Annotated in this window: 11 protein-coding genes; 9 read left to right on the plus strand and 2 right to left on the minus strand. The window is 43.8% G+C overall.

Annotated features, from left to right (window positions below; genetic code table 11):
* The 8 genes from ACRQ5D_RS22675 (at window position 1) to ACRQ5D_RS22710 (ending at window position 7,789) form a co-directional block, all read left to right on the plus strand.
* Window positions 1-906 (plus strand): chromate resistance protein ChrB domain-containing protein, encoded by a 906-nt coding sequence (locus ACRQ5D_RS22675; protein ID WP_431200512.1) that lies wholly within the window; start codon window positions 1-3, stop codon window positions 904-906.
* 11 nt (window positions 907-917) lie between these two features.
* On the plus strand, window positions 918-1,418 hold the full coding sequence (locus tag ACRQ5D_RS22680; RefSeq protein WP_432326688.1) for a TolC family protein: 501 nt from the start codon (window positions 918-920) through the stop codon (window positions 1,416-1,418).
* Window positions 1,415-2,323, plus strand: coding sequence for a TolC family protein (locus ACRQ5D_RS22685; protein ID WP_431200514.1), 909 nt, complete (start codon window positions 1,415-1,417; stop codon window positions 2,321-2,323). The genes ACRQ5D_RS22680 and ACRQ5D_RS22685 overlap by 4 nt, the downstream gene beginning before the upstream one ends.
* Window positions 2,320-4,149, plus strand: coding sequence for an efflux RND transporter permease subunit (locus tag ACRQ5D_RS22690; RefSeq protein WP_432326691.1), 1,830 nt, complete (start codon window positions 2,320-2,322; stop codon window positions 4,147-4,149). Before ACRQ5D_RS22685 ends, ACRQ5D_RS22690 begins: the two co-directional genes overlap by 4 nt.
* Window positions 4,150-4,204: 55 nt before the next feature.
* Window positions 4,205-5,482, plus strand: coding sequence for an efflux RND transporter permease subunit (locus ACRQ5D_RS22695; RefSeq protein WP_432326693.1), 1,278 nt, complete (start codon window positions 4,205-4,207; stop codon window positions 5,480-5,482).
* The gene (locus ACRQ5D_RS22700) at window positions 5,479-6,330 is read left to right on the plus strand and encodes an efflux RND transporter periplasmic adaptor subunit (RefSeq protein WP_432326695.1); all 852 of its coding nucleotides are present in this window, start codon (window positions 5,479-5,481) and stop codon (window positions 6,328-6,330) included. Before ACRQ5D_RS22695 ends, ACRQ5D_RS22700 begins: the two co-directional genes overlap by 4 nt.
* The gene (locus ACRQ5D_RS22705) at window positions 6,309-6,566 is read left to right on the plus strand and encodes a hypothetical protein (protein WP_432326697.1); all 258 of its coding nucleotides are present in this window, start codon (window positions 6,309-6,311) and stop codon (window positions 6,564-6,566) included. Before ACRQ5D_RS22700 ends, ACRQ5D_RS22705 begins: the two co-directional genes overlap by 22 nt.
* 236 nt (window positions 6,567-6,802) lie before the next feature.
* Entirely contained in the window at window positions 6,803-7,789 is a 987-nt protein-coding gene (locus ACRQ5D_RS22710; protein WP_091170876.1) for an energy transducer TonB, read from the plus strand.
* A 7-nt stretch (window positions 7,790-7,796) separates the two neighbouring features.
* On the opposite strand, the gene ACRQ5D_RS22715 is transcribed toward ACRQ5D_RS22710, so the two are convergent.
* Window positions 7,797-9,296: a malate:quinone oxidoreductase gene (locus ACRQ5D_RS22715; protein WP_091170879.1), complete on the minus strand. Its 1,500-nt coding sequence runs from the start codon at window positions 9,294-9,296 to the stop codon at window positions 7,797-7,799.
* A gap of 301 nt (window positions 9,297-9,597) precedes the next feature.
* Here ACRQ5D_RS22715 and ACRQ5D_RS22720 point away from each other — a divergent pair, with 301 nt between their 5' ends.
* Complete coding sequence (locus ACRQ5D_RS22720) at window positions 9,598-10,128, plus strand: hypothetical protein (RefSeq protein ID WP_432326699.1); 531 nt, start codon at window positions 9,598-9,600, stop codon at window positions 10,126-10,128.
* Between the two features lie 19 nt (window positions 10,129-10,147).
* Here the strand turns inward: ACRQ5D_RS22720 and ACRQ5D_RS22725 are convergent, their stop codons facing one another.
* Complete coding sequence (locus ACRQ5D_RS22725; RefSeq protein ID WP_432326701.1) at window positions 10,148-13,867, minus strand: response regulator; 3,720 nt, start codon at window positions 13,865-13,867, stop codon at window positions 10,148-10,150.
* Window positions 13,868-13,895: the final 28 nt, after the last annotated feature.

The raw sequence follows: 13,895 nt of genomic DNA on the forward strand, positions 1-13,895 counted from the left end.
ATGAAATGGATCACGCGTGCCCGTCCTAAAATTGACCGTATTGCCTGCCCGTGGCTCATCAAACGCTTCATTGATCCTGAAGGTGAAATTATCTACGTTCCGTACGAGGAAGTGCTGGTGAGGGCATCAGAGCTGGATGCTATCCCTTTTGATATTCCCAATGTAGAGTATACCCACTACGAAGATCAATGCACCTTTGATTATTTCCTTAAAAAACACCAGTTAAAAGATGCAGCTTTAAACCGGCTTGCCTCGATAATCAGGGGCGCGGATACCGACCGTCACGATTTTGCACCGCAATCAGCCGGGTTGGAAGCGGTATTTTCGGGGTTAAGACATGATATTGCCGATGATCAGCAACTCCTGGCATTAGGCATGGTGATCTACGATGGACTATACAACTGGGCCAAATACCTCCATAAACAAAAGCATACAGATGGACCTGTTGAACAGAGGCTTATAGAGGTTTACCACCAGTACCTCAAGACTAAAGGAGATAAAAAACCGCCGTCCTGGACAAAGGAACTTAAAGAGATGATCCAGGATCAAATCGATACCAATATGAGCCTGAGCCTGCAACAGGCGTCTGAAGAGCTGGAAATCAACCCTGCTTATTTATCCAGGGAGTTTTCCAAATATTTTGAGAATATGAGTTTTGGCGATTATATCCGGAAAATGCGGATTGAAAAAGCCATTAACCTTATGGGGACCACCACCCACAGCTTCACGGAGATTGCTTACCTGACCGGCTTTTCTGATCAGGGCCATTTTTCGAGGATTTTTAAACAGCATACGGGGCAAAGCCCTTCGGAGTATAAAAAAGCCTGGCCAAAAAGTAAAATCTGTCCAAATGGTAAATTTTATTCAAGCTTTTCCAGTAGATTGTTTATAGCGTTGCAACCATAAATTTATATATAGTGTATTCAAAAACCTATTCGAAATTTTATCAGGCTAAAACCTCAAAAATTATACTGTTGATGCTGGCCATCGGGTTATTTTGTCTGCAGCTTCATGCACAGCAATCCGGCAGCATTTACCTTGATTCCCTGCTCAGCACGGCGGCCCGTAATTATCCGCTGATTAAAGCCAAACGTTTGCAGACCCAGGGATTGCAATATGCCGTTAAATTACAGCAAAACGGCATCATTCCTTCTATAAATGCATCTTACCAGGTAGATTACGCTACTTACAACAATATTACGGGTATGATTTACCCGCAATACATTACACCTATCAGCGGCCCGCCAAGCAAATCAAATGATTATAAAGGCACGCCAGGAAGTGCCGCAGCTCTGAACCTGCAATGGGAGCCTTTTACCTTTGGGCAGCGTGGAGCAACCGTTGAATTGGCCAGGGGAAACTCAAAAACGGGCAAGCCGACGAAACGCTTACCATTTTTCAGCATAAGATATTTGTGATTAATGCCTGGCTCAATTACCTGCTTACGGCCGACCTGGTTAAAGTTTATCAAAGTAATATCAGCAGGGATGCTTATCACCTGAAACAATCGCAGGCTGTTGTATCAAGCGGGTTAAGGCCCGGAACGGATTCATCTACTTTTCACGCCGAACTGGCTAAAGCACAGATCCAACTCATAGCTTTTGAACGCCGAAGGGATTCATGCCTGATCGTTTTAAAAGAACTTACCGGTGGTAACTTACCCGGTACCCCGGTGGCAGATTCTGCGATGTTTAAGAGCCTGCCTGTTGTTCCACTCAATGCTGATGATACTGAACATCCCGAGCTTAGCTTGCAAAAAACCAATGTACTGACCAATGAGTTAACCCTTAAAACCTACAAAAGAAGCCTTTTGCCTAAACTAACTATCTGGAGCGTGGGTTATGGCCGCGGATCAGGCGTAGCCGCCGATGGGGCGGTTAATAATGGTGATGGATGGCGTTTTGAGCGGTATAATTATGGTATCGGCGCACAGCTTTCTTTTCCTATCATGGAAGTATTTCGACAGAAACCCTTATTCAAACAGCAGCAACTGAATATTGAGACCAGCCGGGAGCAGCTTAAACAAACCGAACTTCATTTGAATACTGAGCGGGAAATCGCAGATTCCGCTTTAACTAAGGCCATACAATCTGCCCGCCTGGCCCCGGAAGCATTGAAAGCGGCGCAGTACGCCTACCAGGCAATACACTCCCGCTATCAGTCGGGGCTCATCAGTTATTATGATGTGATCCAATCCCTGCAATTGCTCTACCAATCGGAAGCCTCGGTTAAGATCGCTTATTGGGGAGCCTGGAAATCTTTATTAACTAAGGCTGCTTACCAGGGCAATATAGATATCTTTTTAAATCAATACGGAAAATGAATATCATCCAGCTTTTATATGGTTCATTAAGAAAACCGGTAACGATCATTGTCGCGGTTATCGCCATCATTTTCTTTTCCGTAATTTCTATTCGCAATATGCCCGTAGATATTTTTCCAAAACTGGGCACCCCAACCATCTATGTAGCACAAACCTATGGCGGCTTGTCTGCCGAGCAATTGGAAGGTTATATCACTTCTTATTATGAATACCACTTTCTGTATGTTACCGGCATCAAATCGGTTGAAAGCAAGACAATACAAGGCGTAACCCTGCTAAAGCTGAACTTTCATGAGGGTACTGATATGGGCCAGGCCACCGGTGAAGTTGTGGCGATGGTGAACCGGGCCAGGGCATTTATGCCACCGGGTACTATATCTCCCTTTGTTACCCGTTTTGACGGCGGCAGTGTACCGGTAGGGCAACTGGTATTCAGCTCAACGCGCTCCCTGTCTGAAGTGCAGGACCTGGCCTTGTTTAAGGTAAGGCCCATGTTCTCAACCCTGCCGGGTGTTTCCGCTCCGCCGCCGTTTGGGGGTAACCAGAGAACCGTACTCATTAAAGCGGATCCTGATAAATTACGCAGTTATAACGTTACACCCCAGGATCTGGTAACCGCCATTGCCAAGGGGAATGTCATCACCCCCTCGGGTAATATTCGTGTAGGCGACCAAACGTTGATCACGCCGCAAAATACGGTTGTGGAAAATATCCAGGACCTGGCTAATATTCCCATTAAAACTGGCAGCGGCCCGACTGTTTTTGTACATGATGTGGCCGCGGTAGATAATGGGGCGGATATTACATCAGGTTATGCGCTCATTAACGACAAACGCTCAGTATATATTCCTGTAACCAAAAGGGCCGATGCTTCTACCTGGGATGTGGTTCAACGGGTTAAAGCGGCATTGCCGGATATGCAGGCTGCCATACCGCCGGATATCAAAGTGAGCTACGAGTTTGACCAGTCGGGCTATGTCATCAATTCGATAAAGAGTTTAACTACAGAAGGGATATTAGGTGCCGTACTCACTGGCCTCATGGTACTGTTATTTCTGCGCGATTGGAGGGGATCGCTCATTGTGGTACTTACTATTCCGCTGGCTTTGTTATCAGCAATTATTTGTTTGAAATTATTCGGGCAATCCATCAATGTCATGACTTTAGGCGGCCTGGCGCTGGCCGTTGGTATTTTGGTAGATGAAGCTACCGTTACTATAGAAAACATCCATCATCACCAGGAAAAAGGCGAACCCAAAGGCCGGGCGATACTAGAAGCTTCTAAAGAGATAGCATTACCCAAGCTGTTAATATTGCTATGTATCCTTGCGATATTTTTTCCGGCATTTTTTATGTCCGGTATTCCCAAAGCGATGTTTTTGCCTTTATCCTTAGCGGTAGGTCTGGCCATGATCGCGTCATTCCTGCTTTCACAATCCTTTGTCCCGGTCATGGCCAACTGGCTTTTTAAGGATCATTTGAGCGAAAAGGCGAAAGAGGGTGAAAAGACGAGTAAATTTAAAGACCGGCATGGCAAATGGCTGAAAAAAGCCGCCACCGCATCTACATTGATTGTTACGGTATACCTGTTGGTATCTGTGGTTGCCGCGGTTTTATTGTTCAATGTTTTAGGAAAAGAATTATTTCCTAAAGTTGATGCAGGCCAATTCCAGGTCAGGATTCGTTTAGCCGATGGCACCCGTCTCGAGCGAACTGAAACTAAAACCAAAGCATTGCTGGCCCTGATAGATAGTTTATCGGGCGGGCAAAAAATAGCCATTACTTCTGCCTTTATCGGCAACCAGGGTTCTGTCATACCCTGTTAATGCCATCCACTTATGGACAAGCGGCCCTCAGGAAGCAGTTCTTAAAGTCAATTTCGTGGAGAATGCAGGCATAAATCTCGAAGATTTTAAGGAAACTTTGAGAAAAGAAGTGGCCCTGAAAATACCCGGCATGCAAATTTCCTTTGAGCCGTCGGACCTGGTAGACCAGGTGATGAGCCAGGGCACCAATACCCCTGTACAGATTAGGATATTGGGTAAAAATTTATTACAGGACAGGGATTTTGCGCAGCGGATCCTGGATCAACTACACAAATTGCCATACCTGCGGGATATTACCTATGGCGCACCTCAAAGTTACCCCGCCATGAAACTGGAGTTTGACCGGGTTAGGTTAGGACAATTAGGCTTAACGGTAGATGACGCAAGTAAATCACTGATCGCGGCCACGTCTTCCAGCAGGTTTACCCAGCCCAATTACTGGCTGGATAAAGCTAATGCCACTGCTTACCAGGTGCAGGTTCAGGTGCCGGAGTTTGTCATGAACGACCCTGGTAAAGTAGATAATATCCTGTTGGGTTCAAATGGCGGCAAACAGGTGTTTATGCGGGATGTGGCCAGTTGGAAGATGGGTAGGATAGAAGGGGAGTACGACCGTTTAAACCAAAAGCGTTTTATCACGCTTACAGCTAACCTGCATGGCAAATCGTTAGGCGCTGCCATCAGCGACATTGATAAGATTATTGCGGGCTTAGGCAAGTTGCCCGATGGTATGAAGATCCAGCAGCAGGGCCAGGCAGAAGCGTTTCAGCAAACATTTGATGAACTGCAAACAGGTGTCCTGCTGGCCATTGTCGTGATATTCCTGTTGCTGGCTGTTAATTTCCAATCATTCAGGATTTCGCTGATCGTGATCGGTATTATACCAGGCGTATTGACCGGGTGTTTTTTATTGCTGTGGCTAACGGGCAAAACCTTAAACATTCAATCTTACATGGGTTGTATTATGGCCATTGGCGTGGCGGTGGCCAATGCTATCCTGTTTATCATACAGGCAGAAAGCTATCGTAAACTAAGAACGGAAAATTCATTTCTGATCGGGATCAGGGATAGGACGCGGCCAATCCTGATGACCGGCCTTGCAATGATCGCAGGTATGGTCCCGATGGCATCGGGAATAGGTGAGGGCGGGGATCAGACCGCGCCTTTAGGCATAGCGGTAATAGGCGGGTTATTATTCGGGTTGCTCTTGAGCCTGTTAATTTTACCACTGATCTATCATGCCTTAGCCGGCGATCGCCCGGTTAAGTTAATCTCACTTGATCCCGACGATAAGGAAAGCAAATACTTTACCATTACAGAACCAAACGCATGAAAGCATTACATACATATTTAGGATTAGGCCTGTCGCTGGTACTTGGAGCTTGCGGCAGCAATGAAAATAAGACACCGGTAGCTACGGTGGCGCCGGCAAAACAACCTGTAGAGCTGATTGAACTTAAAGCCGGTAAAGTGAGCAATAAACTCAGCCTCACCGGGGAAATTATACCAAACGACCGCGCCAATATCTATGCCCGTACAGCCGGTTATGTAAAAGATGTAAAAGTGGACATTGGCAGCAAGGTGAGTAAAGGCCAGGTGCTTTGTATCCTGGACGCGCCGGAACTAAAAGCCGGCGAGGCGCAGAGCCGCAGTAACAGCCAGGGAGCTTATTCTAAGTTCCTGTCCAGTAAAAGCGTTTATTCGCGGTTGTTAAAAGCATCCAAAACACCCGGCGCCATATCAGATAACGAGCTGGATATTGCCCGCAACCAAATGAAAACGGATAGCTCCGCTTACGAAGCTTCTAAAGCTGCTACCCGGGCTAACCATGCATTAGAAGATTACCTGGTTATCCGGTCACCATTTAACGGAGTAGTTACCGCGCGTAATATTTTTAAAGGCGATTATGTGGATAATACCGGTAAAATCCTGCTTTTTACTGTAGAGGATAACTCGTTGTTAAGGATCCAGGTGTCGGTACCGGAGGCTTATAATGCTACTAAAATAGAAGATAACCAGGCCTCGTTTACCGTTTCTGCTTTGCCGGGTGTTGTATTTAAAGCCAATCTTGCCCGAAAATCGGAAGCGATCAGCTCAGATACCCGGAGCGAAACATGGGAGTTTAGTTTCCCCAATCAAAAAAACAGCTTAAGCCCGGGATGTTTGCCCAGATCACCTTAAACGTTGATCGACCTGATCCTGGCTTTACGGTACCTTACAAGGCTGTTGTAACTACGCAGGAACGCAAGTTTGTCGTGAAACTCGTGGATGGCAGAGCGAAATGGGTAGATGTAAAAACAGGGTTTACAGGCAAAGAAAAAGTAGAAATTACTGGTGACCTGAAAGATGGCGATAAACTGGTTAAACAAGCCAATGAGGAGATGAAAGAGGGTGCAACTCTTCCTGTTAAGCAATAGTTGATCAATGTATCACACAGAGGTTATAAATTAATTCCGGGGTTCCAATCGAAACATTGACAGATACACAGGCAACAGTGCTATCAGGGCACAGGTGAGCTTTTCCATAGATCATTTGCCGCAATATGCAATGGCGATCCGTAAGCCTTGCCTTAGTCATATCAAAAAACGGTTTTAAAATTTCAATTTCATTGCTATCTTAACCTGATTTTTTGATAAGATTTGTACCTGAACCCATGCGTAAAGTAGTTCCCTTATTGCTAATAGCAATTATCCTTTGTACTGAACGTGTAAGCGCACAACGCGACACTATAATGGCTTACATGAAGAATTTTACTGTTGCCCCCTGGCTGGCACCGTCAGCGAAAATAACCAATAGTAAAGATAGTGCTGATTTTATCCGAATGGTAACCACACCAGATTCCAGTACCGATAACCAACTTTTCCCCGTCAATGATTATTATTTAAATGGGAAACCCAAACTTCAAGGTGTTTCGAATACAGGTTTAATAGAGGCACAATTACAAGGTGCCTGTATTGAATATTTTCCTAATGGTAAAAGGAAGCGTATTTGCAATTATGAAAAAGGCAGGCTTTCCGGCGATATAACCGAATACTATCCCAACGGCAAAATTTATTTGTCCGGAATTTACAAAAAGGATACATTAATCGTTGCCCAGTGCGCTGACTCAACAGGACGCGTATTAGCCGAAAACGGCAACGGTACTATAATTCTTTATTCTGATGATTTTAAAAACACAATCGGTACTGGTCCTATAAAAGACGGTTTAAAAGACAATGCCTGGAATGGAACCTTAAACGATACTTTACGCTATGAGGCGACTTATAAAAGCGGCAACCTGATTGCAGGGAACAGCTATGCGAAAAGCGGTAATAAATATTCTTTTAATAAGGAATATACTGCCCCTGAATTTATGGGAGGGCTAAACAAATTCGGAAGCTTCCTTGCGAAAAGTATAGTATACCCGCTTGAAGCACGTAATAATAATATACAGGGGCGGGCAATCTTAACCTTTAACGTTGATCGGCAGGGCATCTTACACGATATTCGCTCCATACAAGGGAACCTAATCCTGGCTCAAGAAGCTTTACGGGTGATGCGTTTATCCCCGCCCTGGAAACCCGCCACCAGTTATGGCATTACTGTTGATGTAATTTATTCTGTACCAATAAGTTTTTCATTGGCTTATGAACAACGCTAAGTTAATTTTAAACCAATCCCAACACTTTGCTCGTCCTTGCCCTGGTTTCATCGCTCAAAGCCTCGTTACTGGCCAATGACACGCCATATGAAGGGATCATTTGCCTGAATTTTTGCTGCCAGGCCTCTGTTTTGACGTGGTTTTTAAAACAACGTTCGATAAGCTGGATCATAATAGGTACCGAAGTAGATGCGCCCGGTGAGGCGCCTAACAAGGCTGAGATACTGCCATCAGCAGAGGTAACCACCTCTGTGCCAAATTCCAGCACACCAGTATGTTTGGCGTCCTTTTTAATAACCTGTACACGCTGGCCGGCTATATCCAGATCCCAGTCTTCGGCTTTGGCCGTTGGCATGTAATCCTTAAGTGCGTTAAGCCTGTCGGCAGGCGATTGCATAACCTGAGATATGAGGTATTTGGTTAAAGGCCAGTTATCGCGTCCCACAGCAAGCAGGGGAAGTATATTGTTTAACTTAATAGAACCAAAAAGATCAAGCAGAGATCCTTTCTTCAGGAAGCGGGTTGAAAAACCTGCATATGGACCGAAAAGTAAAGATCGTTTACCATCGATCATCCGGGTATCCAGGTGAGGAACCGACATTGGCGGCGAACCAACCGATGCCTTACCATAAACTTTGGCTTCATGTTGTTTTACCACATCGGGGTTGTTACATACCAGCCACTGGCCGCTTACCGGGAAGCCGCCAAAGCCCTTACTTTCCGGAATTCCTGATTTTTGCAACAAGGGCAAGGCACCACCACCGGCACCAACAAAAACAAATTTAGCATTCAGTTTTCTTTTATTGCCAGTGTTTTTATCTTTTACCGTAATTTTCCAGGTACCGTCGGCATTGCGTTTAATATCTCTTACATCATGATTAAGGCTTATGTTTACGCCTCCTTTTTGTTTAAGCTCATCTATAAGCGCACTGGTAAGGCTGCCAAAGTTTACGTCGGTGCCGATATCCATAAACGTTGCCGATACTTTTTCATCAGGGTCGCGGCCTTCCATCACCAGCGGGATCCATTTCTTTATCTGAGCTTTATCCTCCGAGTATTCCATCCCTTTAAAAAAATGATGCTTGGTAAGGGCCTGCTGACGTTTTTTTAGATATTCAACATTTTCTTCACCCCAAACAAAGCTCATATGCGGCACTTTACGGATAAAACTTTGCGGGTTATTTAAAAGGCCCTGTTCAATAAGATAAGCCCAAAACTCTTTACTGGTTTCAAACTGCTCGGCAATTTTAATAGCTTTTTTTATTTCAACGGTACCATCGGGAAGCTGAGGGGTGTAGTTTAATTCACAAAATGCTGAGTGACCGGTACCTGCATTGTTCATCGGGGCCGAACTTTCGGCAGCGATAACATCCAGGCGTTCAAAAATTTCAATCGTCAGATCGGGCTGCAGCTCTTTAAGCATTACACCAAGGGTGGCGCTCATAATACCTGCGCCAATTAAAACCACATCAACTGTTAAATTTGAACCTGTACCGCTATTAGTCATTTTATTATGATATCCTGCATATGCCGCAGTGTTATTTATAACAAGGTAAACCTCGTTTTTTTAAAATTGTTATGATGGTTTAAGTCCTGCCGCTAATTAACCGGCCCGGCAAAATAAATCAGGCAATTTTAAGAAATTTTTATAGAAAAACTGTCCTTTACCTGTCCATTAAATGCAATAAAATCTATGTTTAAATTGTTTAAACTCCATTTATAGATTAATACCGCATTTGGTATATCAAAACACGATAACACAAAACGGCTAAAATGATGTATATAAGTTAAGAGCTAATCTATAAACCATGATTCTGTTTAAACCATGTATTTGTTTTTGCGCCTTGGCGATGACCATATTTGCTTGCAAACAAAACAAACCGAAGCCTTTATCAAATGATATTTCAAAAACAATAGTTACCGTTGCAGGTAAAAAAAATAGCGTGATCAATAATCCGCGCAAAAAATATGGAGAGGCAACGGTGGGCGATCCATGCGTAAAATGTTTGCTTACAGTTATTCAGGATAGTAAAAGCTACAAAGAAAACACCAACGGTGTTTCGCCGCAAAACATAAATTATACCATTAACTGGGTAAAAGCGTCGGCCCCGGCATTAACACCAGACACGAGTAACAAAACCAACGGTATAAGAGTTGACGTAAAGAAAGATGAAGATGGTGAAGACGCGCGCTTATGCACATATATTTATAACAATACCAGCGGTACCATGTACCTGCTCAATAGCCAGAATAAATATCAGCATGAAGTGTCAAGCATAACACCCGCAATTCTTAAAAAAATCCGCCATAATTGTTACTGGGGTGTGGCATCAGAATAATTAGCTTTGCCTTCAACAGTTAAACATACTTGCCCTTTACATTCTTCATCATTTTGTAAGCGCCCTTTAAAACATTGATCAATGCTTCGGTTTTCATGGGCTTGGCAATATAATCGTCCATGCCTTCACTTATACACATATCCCGGTCGTCGGGGCCGGCATTAGCGGTCATAGCGATGATAAAAGGCTGCTTAAAAGCATATTGACGAATATGCCGGGTTGCCTCAAAGCCATCCATCTCAGGCATTTGTACATCCATGAAAATTACATCAAAGGTTGGATTAGCCTTTAATTTATCGAGCGTTTGGTGCCCGTTATGGGCCAGTTCAAAACTATAGCCCAGCTTCTCCAACATGCGGCTAATCAGCTTTTGATTAACCGTGTTATCTTCAGCCACAAGTATGCTGAGGGGGTGATCTTTCGCAAAATTTACATCAAGCAGTTTGTCCGGCTTTGCTTCAGGAGCCGGCGCCTGTGTTTTTCCCTGGAACTCGGCCTGGAGGCTTTTACCTAATTGCGATTGTTTTACAGGTTTGGTTAAAATAGTTGAAAATAAGCCCGGATATTTTTTCTTTGAACCATCGCCTATAGAACTGAGCATAATTATCGGCAATTCTCCATAATTGCTTTTGATTTCCCGCGCCAATCCTACGCCATCCATCTCAGGCATTTCCATATCGGTTATAACCAAGTTAAATCCGTTATTGGCAGTAAGGATGTCAAGCGCCTGCCTGCCCGAGGCCGCCGCCACCGTTTGGATTCCCCATTGTTCGAGCTGCGTTTGCAGGATAAACCGGTTTGTTTTATTATCATCAATAATAAGCACCTTTTTGCCCTCAAGCTCTTCGGCATTAAAAACAATAGGTACATGTTTCGACTGTTTGTTGCTGATAGTGGCTTTTATGGTAAATACAAAAACAGAGCCTTCTCCATAAATACTTTCAGCCCATATTTCGCCCCCCATTAAGTTTACCAGACGCTGGCTGATCACGAGACCAAGGCCGGTGCCTCCATACTTTCGCGTTGTTGATGAATCAACCTGCGAAAACGCATTAAACAAAGTTGTCAATTTATCCTCCGGGATCCCTATACCGGTATCCATTACACTAAAACCGATTTCAATTTCCTTATCGCCAATACTTTTGGATAAAAACACTTTAATAAATACTTCGCCGCGTTCGGTAAACTTAAGTGCATTGCCAGTTAAATTAGTGAGCACCTGTTTTAATCTCAAACTATCACCAATTACCTGCTGGGGCAGGGCGGGGTCAATCTGGTAAACCAGCTCCAGTTCGCGTTTGGCTGCATTTTGCGAAAAGATATCCATTACCTCTTCAATACACTGGCGCAGGTCAAAATCTTCCTGCTCCATTTCCATCTTTCCTGATTCGATTTTGGAGAAATCAAGGATATCATTGATCACATTTACCAAACTATCACCGCAGGAAATAATGGTATCCGTATAATCGCGCTGCTCGGCATTCAGTTCAGTTTCGCCCAGGAGTGAGGCCATGCCAATAACACCGTTCATGGGCGTTCTGATCTCATGGCTCATGGTAGCTAAAAATATGCTTTTGGCCTGGTTAGCTTTATCAGCTTCTTCCCGGGCCTCACGTTCCTGTTCTTTTTGCAGTTGCAGCTCTTCCGATTGGGAAAGCAGTTCTTCGTTCAAAGCCTGTAACTCTTCGGACTGATTTTGGAGTTCAGCATTTAAGGTCTGCAGATTTTCGGATTGTGTTTTCAACTCTTCCGATTGTTGCATTACCTCGGCGGTACGTTCGCTAACCTGCTTTTCAAGCAGGTTTTTTTGTTTCACTATAGCATTTACTTTATAGCGATAAAATGCATAAATGGCCGTAACAATCAGCACGATCAGCAAACTGATAAACCACCAGGTAAGCCAGAAAGGCGGAAGCACAGTAACATTCAGGCTTACCTGCCGGATAGACCATTTGCCATCGGCGCTGCGGCTTTTTACCCTGAATACATAATTTCCGGCCGGCAGATTGGTATACGTGGCCGTGTTTTTATTGCCTACATAATTCCAGGTTTTATCAAAGCCTTCGAGTAAATAAGCATACGTTCCCTTATTGCTTAGGGCAAAGTCCATAGATACATATTCAAACGATATAACCGATTGATCATGCGTTAAGGTTATTGATTTTGTTTCGGAAATATCTTCTTTCAGGGGCGAAGGATCATCGCTGTTTTGAGCTACGCGGATAGATTTGTTATAAATCTGAAAATCGGTAAGTACCAGTGGAGGGTTATATATATTTTCATGGATATTTTCAGGATTAAACATATTAAACCCGTTAACCCCGCCAAAGTACATGGTGCCATCATGACTTTTTACAGCCGAGTGAGGTTTAAACTCGTCGGCCTGTAAACCATCCTCAATGGTAAAATTCCTGAATTGGTTAGTTTTAGGATTGTATTTGGAAATGCCTTTATTGGTACTGATCCATAAATTACCGCTGTTATCTTCTTCAACCGCGTACGCGTAATCATTGGGAAGGCCATCCTTTGCTTTAAAATTTGTAACCTTACCGGTAGCAGGATTTAAGCGATAGATACCGCCGTAAGTGCAGATCCAGATATTACCCAGGTGATCTTCAAAAAGGTCGAGCGCGGTGTTGTTGCCTACCGCACTGTTCAGTTTTTCGTATTGTACCGGTTTAAATGAATCAGTTGCAGCATCATACAGGTTTACGCCTCCATCATTAGTGCCCACCCAAAGGTTACCTTTCGAATCGCCAAGCAGCGAATTGATATTATCACTGCTTATGCTTTTGGGGTTGCCGGGATCGTGACGGTAATGAATAAACCTGTTGGCTTTAGGGTCAAATAAATCAAGCCCTGTCCCAAGCGTGCCAAACCATAGTTTTCCATCAAGTGTTTTAGTGATGGCATAAATGTTATTCCCGCCTATACTTGTACTATCGTCCGGATTATGTTTAAATGTCCTGAACCTGCGGGTTTGCGGGTTCATCATACTTACCCCATCGCCCCAGGTGCCAATCCATAGGTTATTTTTCGCATCTTCCTGTATAGCCAAAACATAGTTTCCGCAAACACTGGCATTGTCGTTTTTGTTGTTTTTATAAACCTTAAACTCACCCTTCTCCGGGTTGAAAAGATTGAGGCCGCCGCCATCTGTGCCTTGCCATATGTTGTTATTTTTGTCTTCGTAAATACTTAATACAAAGTTATTTGACAGACTATTTGGCTGGGCGCCGTGCTTGTAATGTATGAAGTTTTCGCTTGTTTTTTTATAAAAGTTAAGGCCTGATGCAAATGCAGCGATCCATATATTCCCGCTCTTATCTTTCAGGATTACATCTACCGAGTTATTAGCAATGCTGCTGTTATCTACATCATCCTCAAAATGGTTGTTAAATTTTCCTTCGGCATAATTAAAAATACTTAACCCGCCGTTTTCCGTACCTATCCACAAGTTATGATTACTGTCTTCTACCATGCATTGTACCGTGTTGTACGAAAGGGAATTATTATCGTGCGGATCATTCTTATAATGGGTAAAAGTTTGGGTTGCCGGATTAAACAAATTAAGGCCCCCATCACTTAGCCCAACCCATAAACGATGATCGCTATCTTCCAAGATAGCATTGACCTTGTTGGCTGATATAGAAGAAGAGATGCTTTCATCATGAACAAAGCGGGTAAAATCACCGCTTTGAGGCTTATAAAGATTTAGTCCGCCGTAGGTTGTACCCACCCATACCTTATTTTGACTGTCTACATAA

The sequence above is a fragment of the Mucilaginibacter sp. P25 genome, from assembly GCF_050859465.1.
Lineage (GTDB): Bacteria > Bacteroidota > Bacteroidia > Sphingobacteriales > Sphingobacteriaceae > Mucilaginibacter > Mucilaginibacter gossypii.